Origin of the sequence: Nocardioides agri (genome assembly GCF_013778305.1) — a bacterium.
GTDB lineage: Bacteria > Actinomycetota > Actinomycetes > Propionibacteriales > Nocardioidaceae > Nocardioides > Nocardioides agri.
In genome coordinates this window covers 623,591-639,487 of sequence record NZ_JACEIC010000001.1, presented here as the reverse complement: position 1 = coordinate 639,487, position 15,897 = coordinate 623,591, and the positions used below count along the sequence as shown (strand labels likewise).

The following is a 15,897-nucleotide window of genomic DNA, read 5'->3' as shown; positions in this document are numbered from 1 at the left end:
CACGCAGATCGCGCGCGGCGTACCGACGTCAGAGTGGCCGGGACGACGGGTGACCTTGCCAGCACCCGTAGGTCCTGGCTCGCTGAGGTCGGTGCGCTGGCGCGAGAGCGGCAACGGAAGGGCCCGCGCCCCGTAGACAACAGCCAGGCACCGGCAGCCAGTCGACGTCAGGTTGGACCGAAGGGCGCGGGATCCCTCCGGCTGGTCCGGGCCCGGAGCGCACGCACCGTCGGTATCGTCGACTCGTGCTGCTCCGGACCCTCCTCGCCTCCGTCTGCGGGGTCGGTCTCGCGCTGGCCTTCGAGCCGGTCGCCCTGCCGGTCCTGATCCCGTTCTGCGTCGCCGGGTTCGTGCTGTGCTGCCGCGGCCTGCGCGCCCGCCGCGCCTGGCTGCCGGGCCTCGCGTTCGGCATCGGCTTCCAGTGGACCCTGCTGTTCTGGATGCGCGCGGTCGGGACGGATGCCTGGATCGGGCTGGCGTCGCTGGAGGCCGTGTTCCTCGCGCTGCTCGGCTCCCTCACCGCGGTGCTGGTCCGGCACCGCTGGTGGCCGCTGTGGGTGGCCGCGGCCTGGACGGCGATCGAGGTGTGGCGCAGCGGCTGGCCCTTCAGCGGGATGCCGTGGGGCCGGCTGGCGTTCGCGACGGCCGACACGTTCGTCGCCGACGCGCTGCCGTGGATCGGGTCGGTGGGCGTGAGCTTCGCGCTCGCGCTGAGCGGGACGATGCTGGCGTGGCTCACGGTCGCGCGAGGCCGCGAGCGCCGTACGCCGGCCCTGGCGCTGGCCGCGCTCGTCGCGGTGCTCCTGGTGCCGGTCGCGCTGCCGTGGCAGGCCGACATGGACGGCGAGCAGGTCGTCGCCGCGATCCAGCCCGACGTCCCCGGACCCGGCAACGACATCCTCTACGACCCCCGAGGGGTGACCCAGAACCTGGTGGACGTCACCGGACGGCTGGCCGACGACGTCGCGGCCGGCTCGGAGCCGCAGCCGGACTTCGTCGTGTGGCCCGAGAACTCCACGACCATGGACCCGTTCGAGCACGACGACCTCAACGCCTCGATCAGCGGCGCCGCCCGCACGATCGAGGCCCCGATCCTGGTCGGGGCGATCGTCGACGCAGGCACCGACCACGTGCTCAACCAGGGCATCGTCTGGGACCCGGTCACCGGCGCGGGGGAGCGCTACACCAAGCGGCACCCGGTGCCGTTCGGCGAGTACATCCCGGCCCGCAAGCTCTTCACCCGGCAGTTCGGACGGCTCGCCGAGGTCGGCCGCGACATGCTGAGCGGGACCCGGGACGACCCGCTGACGATCGCGCGCACCGAGGTCGGCGACGCGATCTGCTTCGACGTGGCCTACGACGACGGGATCTACGCCCAGGTCTCCCGCGGCGCCCAGATGCTCACCGTGCAGACGAGCAACGCGACGTTCATCTACACCCACCAGATCGCGCAGCAGTTCGCGATCACCCGGCTGCGCGCGATCGAGACCGGACGGTGGCTGGTGGTCGCCGCGACCAACGGGGTCTCGGGCGTCATCGCCCCTGACGGCACCGTCGTCGCGAGCGCCCCGACCCGCACCCAGGCCGCCCTCGTCGAGCAGGTCCAGCTGACGACCTCGGTGCCGCCGTCCGTGCGGATCGGGCCGTGGTCCGGCCGGATCTGCGTGTTCCTCACGGCTCTCGGTCTGGCGCTGGCGCTGGTCCCGTATCGTCGGCAGCGCAACGAGCACGTAGTCCCACCCGAGCCCGAGCTCGCCGGTGCAGAGAGCAGGAGCGAGTGAAGAGGCGCCCGCAGTGACCCCGATCGGACGGGTCGTCGTGGTCATCCCGACCTACAACGAGGCCGAGAACATCGCCTGGATCGTCGGCCGGCTGCGTGCCGCCCAGCCGGAGGTCGACATCATCGTGGTCGACGACGGCTCGCCCGACGGCACCGGCGCGATCGCCGACGGGCTGGCGGCCGCCGACCGGGCGGTCACGGTGGTGCACCGGCCGGCCAAGGCCGGGCTCGGCGCGGCGTACCTGCACGGGTTCCGGGTCGCGCTCGCCGGCGGCTACGACGTGATCGGCGAGATGGACGCCGACGGGTCGCACCAGCCCGAGCAGCTCGACCGGCTGCTCGCCGCGCTCGGCGACGCCGACCTCGTGATCGGCTCGCGCTGGGTGCCCGGCGGGTCCGTGGTGAACTGGCCGCTGCGCCGCGAGCTGCTCTCCCGCGGCGGCAACCTCTACGTCCGGATGCTGCTCGGCGTGCGCGTGCACGACGCGACCGCCGGCTTCCGGCTGTTCCGCCGCGCCGCGCTGGAGAAGATCGACCTCGCGTCGGTCCAGTCGACCGGCTACGTCTTCCAGACCGACCTGGTCGCGCGCGTGCTCAGGTCGGGCATGGTCGTCCGCGAGGTCCCGATCGAGTTCGTCGAGCGGGTCCGGGGCGACTCGAAGATGAGCGGCGCCGTGGCCGCCGAGTCGCTGCGCCGGATCACGGCGTGGGGCCTGCGCGAGCGGGCCCGGCAGGTACGACGGGCGCTGCAGCGATGAGCCCCGCCCGGAGCCGGGGCCTGCGCTGGGCGCAGGCGGTGCTGTTCATCGTCTTCATCCTCATGCCGATGATCGAGATCTACGTCATCGTCCAGGTCGGCCAGCAGATCGGCGTGCTGTGGACGGTTGGCCTCCTGGTGCTCTCGGGCGTCGTCGGCACCTGGCTCATCCGCCACGAGGGGGCACGCACCTGGCGGGCGCTGCGCGAGGCGCTCGACAGCGGCCGGATGCCGGCGACCGAGATCGCCGACGGCGCGCTCATCCTGGTCGGCGGCACGCTGATGGTGGCCCCCGGGTTCATCACCGACATCCTCGGCATCCTGCTGATCTTCCCGCTCACGCGACCGATCTTCCGTGGCCTGCTGGCAGCGGCGGTCTCACGGCGGATGCTGGCCGGCGTGATCGACGTCCGCGGGCCGGGCCGACCCGGTGCTGACCGACCGGGTCAGGAACGACGAGGCCCCGGACCCGGGCCCGCTGAGGGGCCCGTCGTCCGGGGCGAGGTCGTCCACGACGACGACGACCAGTGAGGGTCGCCGCCGACGCGACGTAGCCGCTAGGAAGCCTTGCGCTTCTTCTGGTTGGCGCGGTGCAGGTGCGCCGGCCCGATCTCACCGTTGCGGAGCAACTCGAGACGCTCCTTGAGGATGTCCTCGAGCTCCTTCTCCGAGCGGCGCTCGAGGAGCATGTCCCAGTGGGTGCGAGCGGGCTTCTCCGCCTTGACCTCGGGCTGGATGCCCGAGGTGCTCAGCGCCTCGGCGCCGCAGCGCGGGCACTCCCAGATGGCCGGGACGTCAGCCTCGACGGACATCGTGATCTCGAACCCGTGCCCCTGGGGGCACTCGTAACCGACCTGCTGACGAGCCGCGAACTCGATGCCGCGCTCGTCCTCGAAGCTCTGGCCCCCCAGACGTGCTCCACGCAGTGTGCGCTCCGCCATGAGCCACCTCCCGAATCTTGTCCCCCGACTACCTGACCGAGACGGACGGGATCCGCGTCTGTGACGCCGGACCTCGAAGATGAGTTACCCACCTCGTCGACGTCTCAACCCGTTCAACGGTAGAGGTACGGACAAGATTCCGGGAATCGGCGCTCGTGGCACCGGTCACAGCGACTTCTCAGGAACGCTCACACGACCTGGGGGAGCTGGTTGCCGGCCTCCCGGATCCCGCGCGCCGGGTCGACCCGGACCAGGAGCGCGATGCCGAGCACGAACAGCACCATGAGCGCGAGCAGGGCCGGGCGGTAGGAGTCGGTCCACTGGTGGACGAGTCCGAAGATCAGGGTGCCGATCCAGCTCGTGCCGCGCTCGCAGGCCTGGTAGAGCGAGAAGTACTCCGCCTCGCGGCCGCGGGGGATGAGCTGGCTGTAGAAGGACCGCGACAGCGCCTGGGTGCCGCCGAGCACGACGCCGATCGCCACGGCGAGCAGCAGGAAGAGGGGGAGGCTGTCCGCCGGCGTGAGCCAGCCGGCGACCACGACGGCGAGCCAGATGAACAGCCCACTGAGGATCACCTTGTATGCGCCGATCCGGCCCGCGACCCGGCCGAAGCCGAGGGCGCCGGCGATGCCGACGAACTGCACGACGAGGAACGCCATCAGGACGGTGCTCTTCTCGAAGCCGAGCTGCTTCTCGCCGTACACCGAGGCGGCGTAGATGACGGTCTGGATGCCGTCGTTGTAGAAGAGGTAGGCGAGCAGGAACGTCAGCGTGACCGGGTAGCCGCGCAGGTCCTTGAGGGTGTGCCACAGCTGGCCGAAGCTGGCCCGCACCAGACCGCCGCTCTCGGCGACCGGGTTGACCGGCGGGCGCGACCTGACGCCGCGGACCGGAATGACCGTGAAGACCGCCCACCAGATGCCGGCGGAGAGCAGGCTGATGCGGACGGCGAGCTCGGTGCTGTCGCTCATCACGGTCAGCAGCACGAAGTTCGCCGCGAGCAGGAGGCCGCCGCCGAGGTAGCCGAGCGCCCAGCCCTTCGAGGACACCCGGTCGCGCTCGTCGGGGTCGGCGATCTCGACGAGGATCGAGTCGTAGACGACCAGGCTGGCCCCCAGGCACAGCGTCGCGAGCAGCAGCAGGGCGGCGCCGAGCTGCCAGTCCTCCCCGGCGACGAAGACCATCAGGCCGGCGAAGAGGCTGCCGGCCCACGCGAACCCCCCGAGCAGCTTGGGCTTGCTGCTGCTGCGGTCGGCGATGGCGCCGACGATCGGCAGGATCACCGCGGACAGGATCGTGCTGACCGTGACGATGTAGAAGACCAGCGAGCCCGCCGAGACGTCCAGGCCGAGCACGTGCAGGTCGGTGGTGCACTTCTGGCCCTTGTCCTCGTCGGTGACGAAGCCGCAGGCGGCCTTCTCGGCCACCGAGGTGAGGTACGGCGCGAACAGCACCGCCGCGGTCGTCGTCACGAAGGCGCTGTTGGCCCAGTCGTACCAGTACCAGGCCTTCTGCTCGCGCCGGCGCTCCTGCAGGTCCAGCTGCGCGGTCATGGCGACTCCCTCCACTGGCCTCGCCGGGTGAGGACCGCTCTGAGTATGTCGGTGCGGTCGGTGAAGATGCCGTCGACACCACGGTCCAGCAGGACGCCCATCTCGTCGGCGTCGTCGATGGTCCAGACGTGCACGTGCCGGCCGGCCGCGTGGGCGCGTCTGACCAGGCCGGCGGTCGCGATGACGAGGCGACCGCGCCGGTGCGGCACCTGGAGGGCGGCGCACCGGGTCAGGCGGCCCGCGAGCCGGCCGCTGGGCAGCAGCCGGAATAGGACGATGTCGAGCGGGGTGGCGCTGGTCGGGACCCGGCCGCCGGTCAGTGCCCGGAAGCGCGTCGTACGCCGCCGCGAGAACGACCCGACCAGCACGCGGTCCCACGCGTCCCGCTCGCGGACGAACGCGGCGAGCGCCTCGACCGCGCCGTCTGACTTCAGGTCGATGTTGAAGCGCGCGTGGGGGAAGGCGTCGAAGAGCTCGGCGAGGGTCGGGACCGTCTCCCGGCCCCCCACCAGGGCCTCGCGGACCTCGGCGTACGTCGTCCGCCCGATCTCGCCCTCGCGGTCGGTGACCCGGTCCAGGACCGCGTCGTGGAAGGCCAGTAGGACGCCGTCGCTGGTGACGTGGACGTCGGTCTCGAGGTACTCGTAGCCGAGCGCGACCGCGTGGCTGAACGCGGCCAGGGTGTTCTCCAGGCCCTCGATCTCCGCGTGGTAGGCGCCGCCACGGTGCGCGAACGCGAGGACCGGCCCGCCGTCCTCGACCCGCCGGTCCAGGTAGGCGAACCCGGTGCGGGGGGCGGGGCCGGGGCTGCTCACGCCGGGAGTATCGCGGATCGGCGCGGGGCCGCGCCGGTGCGCCACGCGAGCGGTACCGTCGAAGCATGGAGACCTTGACCTGCCCGCGGTGCGGCGCGGAGCTCGTGACCCGTGCGATCGGCTCCTCCGGCGAGGGGGAGATCAACAGCTGTCCGGAGGGTCACGGGGTCTTCCTCTCCCGCGCCGACCTCGGCGCCCTGGTGGAGGCCGAGACCGACTGGCACCGCCATGCCGGCCAGCACACCGCGCCGATGCCCCGGATCACCGCCGACATGACCGCGCCGCCGGCCGGCAAGCCCGCGGCCCGGGCGTTCATCGAGACGCTGTTCGACTGAGGGCTCGCCGCCGAGTCGGCGCTAGTTGCCCGCCCCGCTTCGCTCGCTAGATGTCCCGGAACGTCTCGATGTTGGCGCCGAGCTGGTTGAGGCGCTCGGCGAGGTCCTCGTAGCCGCGGTGGATCACGTACGTCGAGCGCAGCACGCTGGTGCCCTTCGAGGCGAGCATCGCGAGCAGGATGACCACGGCCGGGCGCAGCGCCGGCGGGCAGACGAGCTCGGTGCCACTGAAGCTGGTCGGCCCCTCGATCATCACCCGGTGCGGGTCGAGCAGCTTGACCCGGGCGCCGAGCTTGTTGAGGTCGGTGAGGTAGATCGCCCGGTTCTCGTAGACCCAGTCGTGGAGGAGCGTCTGACCGTCGGCGACGGCGGCGATCACCGCGAAGAACGGCAGGTTGTCGATGTTGAGGCCCGGGAAGGGCATCGGGTGGATCTTGTCGAGCGGCGCGTGCAGCACCGACGGTCGCGTGGTGATGTCGATCAGCCGGGTGTGGCCGTTGAGCGCGACGTACTCCTCGCTGCGCTCGTAGGCGAGCCCCATCTCCTCGAGCAGCGCGAGCTCGATCTCCAGGAACTCGATCGGCACCCGCCGGATCGTGATCTGGGACTGGGTGACGATGGCGGCCGCGAGCAGCGACATCGCCTCGATCGGGTCCTCGCTGGGCGCGTAGTCGACGTCGACGTCGATCTCCGCCAGCCCGGTGACGGTCAGCGTCGTGGTGCCGATGCCGTCGACGGTGACGCCGAGCCGCTGCAGGTAGAAGCACAGGTCCTGGACCATGTAGTTGGACGAGGCGTTGCGGATCACGGTGGTGCCGGGGTGCAGCGCCGCTGCCATCAGCGCGTTCTCGGTGACGGTGTCGCCGCGCTCGGTGAGCACGATCGGACGACCGGGCTCGATCGCCCGGTTGACCGCCGCGTGGTAGAGCCCGTCGGTGGCCTTGACCTCGAGGCCGAACGGCCGCAGCGCCGCCATGTGCGGCTCGACGGTGCGGGTGCCGAGGTCGCAGCCGCCGGCGTACGGGAGCTGGAAGACGTCGGCGCGGTGCAGCAGCGGGCCGAGGAACATGATGATCGAGCGGGTACGGCGGGCCGCCTCGGCGTCGACGTGGTCGAGGTCGAGGTCGCGCGGCGGCACGATCTCGAGGTCGTTGTCGTCGTTGAGCCAGCGGCACTGCACGCCGAGGCTCGTGAGCACCTCGATCAGCCGGTTGACCTCCTCGATGCGCGCCACCTTGCGCAGCGTGGTGCGACCCCGGTTGAGCAGCGTCGCGCAGAGCAGCGCGACCCCGGCGTTCTTCGACGTCTTCACGTCGATCTCGCCCGACAGGGTGGTGGGCCCGGTGATCCGCAGGTGCGTGGGACCGGCGCCGACGGCCACGATCTCGGAGTCGAGGGCCGAGCCGATGCGGGCCAGCATCTCCAGGGAGAGGTTCTGGTGGCCCTTCTCGATCCGGTTCACCGCGCTCTGGCTCGTGCCGAGCCGCTCGGCGAGCTGGTGCTGGGTCAGCCCACGGTGCTTGCGCGCGTCGCGGATGAGGTTGCCGATGCGGTCCTTGTAGCCCTCGCTCATGCGACCACGGTAACTCACATATGAGATAACACAACCTCGCGGGGTCGCGGCGTGGCGGGCGCGGGGGAGCGGGGCCGAGGACCGGCCTGCCAAGATGGCGGCATGCGCGCAACGACGATCCACGGTACCCGAGACATCCGCGTGAGCGAGGTCGCCGACCCGGCGATCTCCGCGCCGACCGACGCGATCGTGAAGATCGTGGCCGGGTGCATCTGCGGCTCGGACCTGTGGCCCTACCGCGGCGAGAACGACATCACGCCCGGCGACACGATCGGCCACGAGTGCGTCGGCGTCGTCGAGGAGGTCGGCGCGGAGGTGACGTCCTTCCGACCGGGCGACTTCGTGATCGTGCCGTTCGACCACTGCGACAACACGTGCGTCCACTGCCAGGCGGGCGCGCAGTCCGGCTGCGTCAACCTCGGCTTCACGCAGAGCGGCCAGGCCGAGTACGCCCTCGTCACCCAGGCCGAGGGCAGCCTGGTGAAGACCGACGGCATGCCCGACGAGGCGCTGATCCCGTCGCTGCTGACCCTGGCCGACGTGTTCCCGACCGGCTACCACGCGGCGGTGTCGGCGCAGGTGCGCCCGGGCGGTACGGCGGTCGTGGTCGGCGACGGCGCCGTGGGCCTGTTCGGCGTGCTGTCGGCGTCGCTGCTCGGCGCCGAGACGATCATCGCGATGTCGCGCCACGAGCCGCGCCAGGAGATCGCCCGCGCGTTCGGCGCGACCGACATCGTGGCCGAGCGTGACAAGGCCGCGGTCGAGGCGGTCATGGAGATCACCGACGGCGTCGGCGCCGACGCGGTGCTCGAGTGCGTCGGCACCGACCAGTCGATGCAGACCGCGTTCCGCGTCGCCCGGCCGGGGTCGATGGTCGGCATGGTGGGCGCGCCCCACGGCATCGAGCTGCCGCTGCGCCGGATGTTCACCCAGAACATCGGCCTGCACGGCGGCATGGCGCCGACCCGCAAGTACATCCCCGAGCTGCTCGAGCGGGTGCTGGCCGGCGGCATCGACCCGGGCCGGGTCTTCGACCTGACCGTGTCCCTCGACGACGTGGCCGAGGGCTACCGCGCGATGGACGAGCGCCGCGCGATCAAGGTGCTGGTGCGGCCCTAGCTCTTGCGGCCGGAGCTGTAGAGCGCGACGCCGGCCAGCAGGACGACGCCCGCGACGATCTCGCTGACGAACACCACGGTCTCGTTGTCGAGGAACACCGCGAAGAGGATCAGCAGGATGCCGCACGCGCCGAGCAGCGCGAGGATCGGCTGCTTGGGGAGGGTGGTGTTGAGGGCCATCGCGGCGAGCACGACGATCGTCGCGATGACGCCGTCGCGGTAGCCGGCCCACATGCCGTCGTACCCGGTGCCGTAGAGCAGCCAGGTCGCGAGGATCAGGCCGATGCCGGCGCTGAGGATCAGCAGCCAACCGAACGGCCCCATCACGGGGACCGGGCCGGCCGCGGCCTGCGCGGCGGCCGGGACAGCGGGGGTGCCGGTTGCGGTGCGTCGCTCGGGAGTCGCCATGAGCGGAAGCCTAGAGCCAACCGTCCCCGCGTGTCGGCACAGGGTGGGGCTTCAGGTCGGCTCCGTCGGGGTAGGCAGGGGAGGTGACTCCGCTTGTGCTGGGACCGCTGTTGCGCCACGTGGATACGACGTCCGCCGCCGTCTGGGTCGAGACCCGCGACGCGGCCGAGGTCTGCGTCGTCGCCGGGGACCAGAGCGCGGCGGCCCGCACCTTCCGCGTCCACGGCCACCACTACGCGCTCGTCGAGCTCACCGGCCTGCGGCCCGGCACCCGCACGCCGTACGCCGTAGAGGTCGACGGCGTCCGCGTGTGGCCCTCCGAGGACCCTGCGTTCGCGGAGTTCCCGCCATCGGTGATCGCGACCCTCGAGCCGGGCAAGCCGCTGCGGATGGCCTTCGGCTCCTGCCGGGTGAGCCGCTCCCACGACGAGGAGAGCACGGAGCAGTTCGGCGTCGACGCGCTGCGCGCCTATGCGCTCTTCATGGCCGGGATCACCGAGGGGGGCTCGGAGGACCCGGGGGAGCGCTGGCCCGACCTCGTGCTCTTCCTCGGCGACCAGGTGTACGCCGACGAGACGAGCCCGGCGATGCGGGCCTTCATCGAGCAGCGGCGCGACCCCGAGGTGGCGCCGTGGTACGAGCTCAAGGACTACGAGGAGTACGCCCATCTCTACGACCTGGCCTGGTCGGACCCCGCGAACCGCTGGCTGCTGTCGACGATCCCGAGCGCGATGATCTTCGACGACCACGACATCCGCGACGACTGGAACACGTCGTGGACCTGGCGCCGGGCGATGGAGTCCACCGACTGGTGGCACGACCGGGTGGTCGGTGGCCTGGCGGCCTACTGGGTGCACCAGCACCTCGGGAACCTGGGGCCCGAGGAGCGGGCGGTCGACGAGCTGTGGCGCACGGTCGTGGCGTACGACGGGCCGGACGAGCTGGATATCTCCGACGCCCTGGACGCGCTCGCGGACCGGGCCGACCAGCGGCCGGAGACCTACCGGTGGAGCTACTCCCGCGACTTCGACACCCAGGCGCGCCTCGTCGTCGTGGACTCACGCGCGGCCCGCGTGCTCGAGCCGGAGCGGCGATCGATGCTCGACGAGGGCGAGCTGATGTGGCTCGACGCGCAGATGCAGGGCGACGTCGACCACCTGCTGGTCGGGACGTCGCTGCCGTTCCTGCTGGGGCCGGGGCTGCACCACGCGGAGTCCTTCGGGGAGTCGATCGCCGAGGGCGCGTGGGGGAGGCCCGGGAAGTGGCTCGGCGAGCGCTTCCGCCAGGGTGCGGACCTCGAGCACTGGGCGGCCTTCGAACGCGGCTTCCGCGACCTCGCGGAGATCGTCCTCGAGGTCGCGACGGGGCAGCGCGGCCGGGCGCCGCGGACGATCACGTTCCTGTCCGGCGACGTGCACCACAGCTACCTCGCCGAGGCGTGGCCGCGCGGCGGCGTCGCCGCCAGCCGGATCCTGCAGGCGGTCTGCTCGCCGATCCGCAACCCGCTGCCGCGGAAGATGCGCGCGGTCGTCGGGTTCGCGGCGCGCCGCGCCTCGACCGTGGTGGGTCGGCTGCTGTCGCTGTCCGCCGGTGTGCCTCTCGAGCCGCTGCGGTGGTCGGTCACGCACGGACCGTGGTACGCCAACAACCTCGCGGTCCTCGAGCTCGACCCCGAGGGGATGCGGATGTGGTGGGTCTCCGGAGTGGTCGACGATCGCCCAGAGCTGCCCGTGCTCAAGCGCGAGGCGACCGTCGACCCCGTCGGCTGAGCCGCCGCGAGGCCGTCGAGCCGCCACCCCGGAGGCGAGTCGGTCGAGGGTCAGGCGGAGACGAGCTCCGCGCCGCGGACCATGGCCGGCTGGCAGTCACACGAGTCTCCACACGCGAGGTAGGTGTGGAGGGCGTGACCGCACTGCGGGCACGGCATGTCGTGCGAGAGATGCACGGTGTTCGTCTGGACGGTGTCCCACATGGCGCTACCTCCTCCCTGACCTCGGCGATGCCCCCCAGGCAGTCCGGACCGGGTCGGTCCGACCCTTCGACGGTGACACGTGGGACGCCCGGGAAGTCCGATTTGGGCGGATTCGCACCGAATTGACCCGCCCCGGCGGTCTCCGCATAGCCCGTTCGGGCCAGCGGAGCGGCTCTCCGCGGGCGGATAACCGCTGGCCCCACGGCACCTGCCCGTGCCAGCATCCGCGGACGTGACCCCCGACGAGCTGCTGCGCCTCTACGACGAGCAGGTGCGCGCCACCTTCGACCAGCGCGTGCCCGACGCATGGACGGTCACCCGCGACGGTCCGGTGGCTCGCGCGCTGACCACCCACGAGGGGTTCGCGATGCTCACCCAGGACGCGTCGGACCTCAGCCTCGAGGAGCTGTCAGCGCTCGTCGACCGCACGTTCGCCTACTACGCGGAGCTCGGCGAGAGCTTCGAGTGGAAGACGTTCGACCACGACCGGGCCGACCTGCTGCCGCTGCTCGTCGCGGCCGGTGCCCAGCCGCAGGACCACGAGGCGCTCGTGCTGGGGGAGGCCGCTCCGCTGGCGGTCGAGCCGGTCCTGCCGTCCGGGCTCGCGGTGCGCGAGGTGTCCGAGCGTGCGGACCTCGACCGGATCGGCGCCATGGAGAGCGAGGTCTGGGGTGAGGACTGGACGTGGCTCGCCGACGACCTCGCGAGCCGCGTCGCCGACCCCGTCGACCCGGTGCGGGTCTTCGTCGTGGAGGACACCGAGGCCGACGGTCGGGTCGTCAGCGCCGCGTGGCTGGCACCGACGGTCGGCACCCGGGTGGCCGGGCTCTGGGGCGGCAGCACGCTGGCGGCGTACCGGGGCAGGGGCGTCTATCGCGCGCTCGTCGCCGTCCGGGCCCGGCTGGCGCTCGACCTGGGCCACGACATCCTGCAGGTGGACGCCAGCGACGACAGCCGGCCGATCCTGGAGCGGCTCGGGCTGCACACGGTGGGCGGCACCACCCCCTACGTGACACGATCTGAGGCGTGAGCAGCACGCCGGCCGACGCCCAGAAGGACGCGCAGAAGGAGGCCCAGCGCCGCCGCGATCTCGCGCTCCTGCGCCGGGTCCGCGACCGGATGGACCGCGAGTACGCGCAGCCGCTGGACGTCGAGGCGCTCGCCCGGGGGGTCAACATGTCGGCGGGCCACCTGAGCCGGCAGTTCAAGGCGGCGTACGGCGAGTCGCCGTACTCCTACCTGATGACCCGGCGGATCGAGCGGGCGATGGCGCTGCTGCGCCGCGGCGACCTGAGCGTCACCGACGTCTGCTTCGAGGTCGGCTGCCAGTCGCTGGGCACGTTCAGCACCCGGTTCACCGAGCTCGTCGGGATGTCGCCGAGCAGCTACCGGCAGGCCGCCCGGGAGATGAAGGGCGTGCCCTCGTGCGTGGTGAAGCAGGTCAGCAGACCGGTCAGGAATCAAGAAGCGTCGGTGGGTGATCCGCACCTAGCGTGAAGCCCATGAACCTCACCATCCACACCACCGTCCTTCCGCACGAGGATCCCGACGCCTCGGTCGCGTTCTACCGCGACGTCCTCGGCTTCGAGGTCCGCACCGACGTCGGCACGGGCACGATGCGCTGGATCACCGTCGGGCCCGTCGGCCAGCCCGGCACGTCGATCCTGCTCGGGCCGCCGGCCGTCGACCCGGGCATCACCGACGACGAGCGCCGGATGATCACCGACATGATGGCCAAGGGCACCTACGGGTGGATCCTGCTCGCCAGCGACGACGTGGACGCCACGTTCGACGCCGTCCAGGCCAAGGGGGCCGAGGTGGTCCAGGAGCCGGTCGACCAGCCCTACGGGCTGCGCGACTGCGCGTTCCGCGACCCCGCCGGCAACCTGGTCCGGATCCGGGCGGTGGCCTGATGAAGACGATGACCTGCCGTCAGATGGGCGGTCCGTGCGACCAGGCGTTCCAGGGGGAGAGCGCCGACGACGTGATCAACGCCCAGGACCAGCACCTCAAGGACATGGTCGCCGCCGGCGACGAGGCCCACGTGCCCGCCGACAAGGACATGCGCGGCCGCTGGAAGCACCCGATCAAGGGGATGGGCTGGTACAAGGACACCAAGAAGGCGTTCGCCGCCCTTCCCGACGACTGAGCCCGCCCGAGCCCGCCCGACCGAAGGAGCCACCCGCCTCATGCACGCTGCCGACAACCACGACCTCATCCGGGTCCAGGGCGCACGAGAGAACAACCTCAAGGACGTGTCGGTCGAGCTGCCGAAGCGTCGGCTGACGGTGTTCACGGGGGTGTCCGGGTCCGGCAAGAGCTCGCTCGTCTTCGGCACCATCGCGGCGGAGTCCCGGCGGCTCATCGACGAGACCTACTCGACGTTCGTCCAGGGATTCATGCCGAACCTGCCGCGTCCCGAGGTCGACGGGCTCGAGGGCCTGACCACGGCCATCCTGGTCGACCAGGAGCGGATGGGCGCCAACGCGCGGTCCACGCTCGGCACCGTCACCGACGCCAACGCGATGCTGCGCAGCCTCTTCAGCCGGCTCGGCACGCCGTACATCGGAGGGCCGACGGCGTTCTCCTTCAACATCCCCACCACCCGGGCCAGCGGCGTCATGACCGGGCCGAAGGGGGAGAAGAAGATCGTCCAGGACGCCGTCTACCTGGGCGGCATGTGCGCCGAGTGCGAGGGCCGCGGCACGATCTCGGACCTCGACCTGGCCGTGATCATCGACGAGTCCAAGTCGCTCGTCGACGGCGCCATCCTGGTGCCCGGCTACACCGCCGACGGGTGGATGGTCGCGACGTTCATCGAGTCGGGGTTCTTCGACCCGGACAAGCCGATCGGTGAGTACTCCGAGAAGGAGCGCCACGACCTGCTCTACAAGCAGACGACGAAGATCAAGGCGAAGGGCATCAACGTCACCTACGACGGGCTGATCCCCAAGCTGCGCAAGTCGATGTTCTCCAAGGACGTCGACTCGCTCCAGCCGCACATCCGGGCGTTCGTCGAGCGCGCGGCCGTCTTCAAGACCTGCCCGGAGTGCGAGGGCACCCGGCTCAACGAGTCCGCGCGCTCCTCGAAGATCGACGGCCTCAGCATCGCGGACGTCTGCGCCATGCAGGTCACCGATGCGGCGGAGTGGCTGCGCGGGATCGACGACCGCGGCGTGGCGCCGCTCGTCGCCAACCTGCTGCACCTGTTCGACTCGTTCGTCGAGATCGGCCTGGGCTACCTCTCGCTCGACCGACCGTCGGGCACGCTGTCCGGCGGCGAGGCGCAGCGGACCAAGATGGTCCGGCACCTCGGCTCCGCGCTCACCGACGTCACCTACGTCTTCGACGAGCCGACCGTCGGGCTCCACCCGCACGACATCGAGCGCATGAACAAGCTGCTCCTGGACCTGCGCGACAAGGGCAACACCGTGCTCGTGGTCGAGCACAAGCCGGAGACGATCGCCATCGCCGACCACGTCGTCGACCTCGGGCCCGGGGCGGGCACCGAGGGCGGCACGGTCTGCTTCGAGGGCACGGTCGAGGGGCTGCGGGGGAGTGACACCGTCACCGGCCGGCACCTCGACGACCGGGCCCGGCTCAAGGACGCCGTCCGCGAGCCGACCGACAGGCTCGAGATCCGCGGCGCGTCGACGCACAACCTGCGCGACGTGGACGTCGACGTGCCGCTCGGCGTGCTCTGCGTCGTCACCGGGGTCGCGGGCTCGGGCAAGTCGTCGCTGATCCACGGCTCGCTCGCCGGGCGCGACGACGTGGTGGTCGTCGACCAGGGCGCCATCAGGGGCTCGCGGCGCAGCAACCCGGCGACGTACACGGGGCTCCTGGAGCCGATCCGCAAGGCGTTCGCCAAGGCCAACGGCGTGAAGCCAGCGCTGTTCTCCGCGAACTCGGAGGGCGCGTGCCCGACCTGCAACGGCAACGGGATGATCTACACCGAGCTCGGCTTCATGGAGACCGTCGCGACGGTCTGCGAGGACTGCGGCGGGAAGCGGTTCCAGGCGGCGGTGCTGGAGTACCGCCTCGGCGAGCTCAACATCGCCGAGGTGCTGGACCTGCCGGTCAGGGAGGCGCACGCGTTCTTCGCGGCCGGTGACGCCAAGACGCCGGCCGCGGCCGCGATCCTGGCGCGACTGGAGGACGTCGGGCTGGGCTACCTCAAGCTCGGCCAGCCGCTCACGACGCTCTCGGGCGGCGAGCGCCAGCGCCTCAAGCTCGCCACGCACTTGCCCAAGGACGGCTCCATCCTGGTGCTCGACGAGCCGACCACCGGCCTGCACCTCGCCGACGTCGAGAACCTCCTCGGCATGCTGGACCGCCTCGTCGACTCGGGCCGGTCGGTCATCGTGATCGAGCACCACCAGGCCGTGATGGCGCACGCCGACTGGATCATCGACCTCGGACCCGGCGCCGGCCACGACGGCGGGCTCGTGGTCTTCGAGGGCCCGCCCGCGGACCTCGTCGGCGCGAGGAAGAAGACGCTCACCGGCGAGCACCTCGCGGCGTACGTCGGCTCCTAGCGGGCGGCTGTGTCGCCGTCGCACCTGACCTGAGCGTCGTGACGGCGGCCAGACGGCGACCGTGGGGTCAGGTGCGACGACCACACCCGCGACCGAGGACGGCCGGC

General features: G+C 71.5%; 16 protein-coding genes. 11 read left to right on the top strand and 5 right to left on the bottom strand.

The genetic code is table 11. The features are described from left to right. Positions 1-245: 245 nt before the first annotated feature. Genes lnt through HZF07_RS03270 form a run of 3 tightly spaced genes read left to right on the top strand, consistent with a single transcriptional unit; the run spans position 246 to position 3,068 of the window. The gene (gene lnt / locus HZF07_RS03280) at positions 246-1,781 is read left to right on the top strand and encodes an apolipoprotein N-acyltransferase (protein ID WP_181644707.1); all 1,536 of its coding nucleotides are present in this window, start codon (positions 246-248) and stop codon (positions 1,779-1,781) included. Between the two features lie 13 nt (positions 1,782-1,794). Beyond that, the gene (locus tag HZF07_RS03275) at positions 1,795-2,538 is read left to right on the top strand and encodes a polyprenol monophosphomannose synthase (protein WP_309504361.1); all 744 of its coding nucleotides are present in this window, start codon (positions 1,795-1,797) and stop codon (positions 2,536-2,538) included. Then, a complete protein-coding gene (locus HZF07_RS03270; protein ID WP_157346920.1) occupies positions 2,535-3,068 on the top strand; it encodes an FxsA family protein in 534 nt (177 codons plus the stop codon). Before HZF07_RS03275 ends, HZF07_RS03270 begins: the two co-directional genes overlap by 4 nt. Before the next feature lie 26 nt (positions 3,069-3,094). Here HZF07_RS03270 and HZF07_RS03265 read toward each other — a convergent pair whose 3' ends face one another. The 3 genes from HZF07_RS03265 to HZF07_RS03255 form a co-directional block, all read right to left on the bottom strand. Next, complete coding sequence (locus tag HZF07_RS03265) at positions 3,095-3,478, bottom strand: RNA polymerase-binding protein RbpA (RefSeq protein ID WP_157346918.1); 384 nt, start codon at positions 3,476-3,478, stop codon at positions 3,095-3,097. 188 nt (positions 3,479-3,666) lie between these two features. Beyond that, positions 3,667-5,031: an MFS transporter gene (locus tag HZF07_RS03260; protein WP_157346916.1), complete on the bottom strand. Its 1,365-nt coding sequence runs from the start codon at positions 5,029-5,031 to the stop codon at positions 3,667-3,669. Beyond that, on the bottom strand, positions 5,028-5,846 hold the full coding sequence (locus HZF07_RS03255; RefSeq protein WP_309504359.1) for a glycerophosphodiester phosphodiesterase family protein: 819 nt from the start codon (positions 5,844-5,846) through the stop codon (positions 5,028-5,030). Before HZF07_RS03255 ends, HZF07_RS03260 begins: the two co-directional genes overlap by 4 nt. A 65-nt stretch (positions 5,847-5,911) precedes the next feature. Here HZF07_RS03255 and HZF07_RS03250 point away from each other — a divergent pair, with 65 nt between their 5' ends. Further along, on the top strand, positions 5,912-6,181 hold the full coding sequence (locus tag HZF07_RS03250) for a zf-TFIIB domain-containing protein (protein ID WP_157346914.1): 270 nt from the start codon (positions 5,912-5,914) through the stop codon (positions 6,179-6,181). A gap of 46 nt (positions 6,182-6,227) precedes the next feature. Here HZF07_RS03250 and HZF07_RS03245 read toward each other — a convergent pair whose 3' ends face one another. Then, complete coding sequence (locus HZF07_RS03245; protein WP_157346912.1) at positions 6,228-7,754, bottom strand: helix-turn-helix domain-containing protein; 1,527 nt, start codon at positions 7,752-7,754, stop codon at positions 6,228-6,230. Positions 7,755-7,856: 102 nt separating this feature from the next. On the opposite strand from HZF07_RS03245, the gene HZF07_RS03240 reads away from it, so the two are divergent. Then, the gene (locus tag HZF07_RS03240; RefSeq protein ID WP_157346910.1) at positions 7,857-8,873 is read left to right on the top strand and encodes a zinc-dependent alcohol dehydrogenase family protein; all 1,017 of its coding nucleotides are present in this window, start codon (positions 7,857-7,859) and stop codon (positions 8,871-8,873) included. Here the strand turns inward: HZF07_RS03240 and HZF07_RS03235 are convergent. Then, positions 8,870-9,280, bottom strand: a complete 411-nt coding sequence (locus HZF07_RS03235; RefSeq protein ID WP_157346908.1) for a hypothetical protein — start codon at positions 9,278-9,280, stop codon at positions 8,870-8,872. The genes HZF07_RS03240 and HZF07_RS03235 overlap by 4 nt on opposite strands. 83 nt (positions 9,281-9,363) lie before the next feature. Between HZF07_RS03235 and HZF07_RS03230 the strand changes: the two genes are divergently transcribed. The 6 genes from HZF07_RS03230 (at position 9,364) to HZF07_RS03205 (ending at position 15,790) form a co-directional block, all read left to right on the top strand. Further along, positions 9,364-11,049, top strand: coding sequence for a DUF7800 domain-containing protein (locus HZF07_RS03230; protein ID WP_181644706.1), 1,686 nt, complete (start codon positions 9,364-9,366; stop codon positions 11,047-11,049). A gap of 435 nt (positions 11,050-11,484) precedes the next feature. Then, complete coding sequence (locus tag HZF07_RS03225; RefSeq protein ID WP_181644705.1) at positions 11,485-12,282, top strand: GNAT family N-acetyltransferase; 798 nt, start codon at positions 11,485-11,487, stop codon at positions 12,280-12,282. An 89-nt stretch (positions 12,283-12,371) separates the two neighbouring features. Next, positions 12,372-12,749 (top strand): helix-turn-helix transcriptional regulator, encoded by a 378-nt coding sequence (locus HZF07_RS03220; protein WP_157347536.1) that lies wholly within the window; start codon positions 12,372-12,374, stop codon positions 12,747-12,749. A 5-nt stretch (positions 12,750-12,754) separates the two neighbouring features. Then, positions 12,755-13,165, top strand: a complete 411-nt coding sequence (locus HZF07_RS03215) for a VOC family protein (protein ID WP_157346906.1) — start codon at positions 12,755-12,757, stop codon at positions 13,163-13,165. Further along, positions 13,165-13,401 carry a hypothetical protein gene (locus HZF07_RS03210; protein ID WP_157346904.1) on the top strand — a complete coding sequence of 79 codons (237 nt, stop codon included), beginning with the start codon at positions 13,165-13,167 and terminating at the stop codon, positions 13,399-13,401. The genes HZF07_RS03215 and HZF07_RS03210 overlap by 1 nt, the downstream gene beginning before the upstream one ends. 40 nt (positions 13,402-13,441) lie before the next feature. Beyond that, positions 13,442-15,790 carry an ATP-binding cassette domain-containing protein gene (locus tag HZF07_RS03205; protein ID WP_157346902.1) on the top strand — a complete coding sequence of 783 codons (2,349 nt, stop codon included), beginning with the start codon at positions 13,442-13,444 and terminating at the stop codon, positions 15,788-15,790. Positions 15,791-15,897 lie beyond the last annotated feature (107 nt).

Coding starts and splice junctions, on each gene's coding strand:
- HZF07_RS03270 (WP_157346920.1), top strand. CDS start 2,535: ATGAGCCCCGCCCGGAGCCGGGGCCTGCGCTGGGCGCAGGCGGTGCTG.
- HZF07_RS03265 (WP_157346918.1), bottom strand. CDS start 3,478: ATGGCGGAGCGCACACTGCGTGGAGCACGTCTGGGGGGCCAGAGCTTC.
- HZF07_RS03260 (WP_157346916.1), bottom strand. CDS start 5,031: ATGACCGCGCAGCTGGACCTGCAGGAGCGCCGGCGCGAGCAGAAGGCC.
- HZF07_RS03215 (WP_157346906.1), top strand. CDS start 12,755: ATGAACCTCACCATCCACACCACCGTCCTTCCGCACGAGGATCCCGAC.
- HZF07_RS03250 (WP_157346914.1), top strand. CDS start 5,912: ATGGAGACCTTGACCTGCCCGCGGTGCGGCGCGGAGCTCGTGACCCGT.
- HZF07_RS03240 (WP_157346910.1), top strand. CDS start 7,857: ATGCGCGCAACGACGATCCACGGTACCCGAGACATCCGCGTGAGCGAG.
- HZF07_RS03245 (WP_157346912.1), bottom strand. CDS start 7,754: ATGAGCGAGGGCTACAAGGACCGCATCGGCAACCTCATCCGCGACGCG.
- HZF07_RS03210 (WP_157346904.1), top strand. CDS start 13,165: ATGAAGACGATGACCTGCCGTCAGATGGGCGGTCCGTGCGACCAGGCG.
- HZF07_RS03220 (WP_157347536.1), top strand. CDS start 12,372: ATGGACCGCGAGTACGCGCAGCCGCTGGACGTCGAGGCGCTCGCCCGG.
- HZF07_RS03235 (WP_157346908.1), bottom strand. CDS start 9,280: ATGGCGACTCCCGAGCGACGCACCGCAACCGGCACCCCCGCTGTCCCG.
- HZF07_RS03205 (WP_157346902.1), top strand. CDS start 13,442: ATGCACGCTGCCGACAACCACGACCTCATCCGGGTCCAGGGCGCACGA.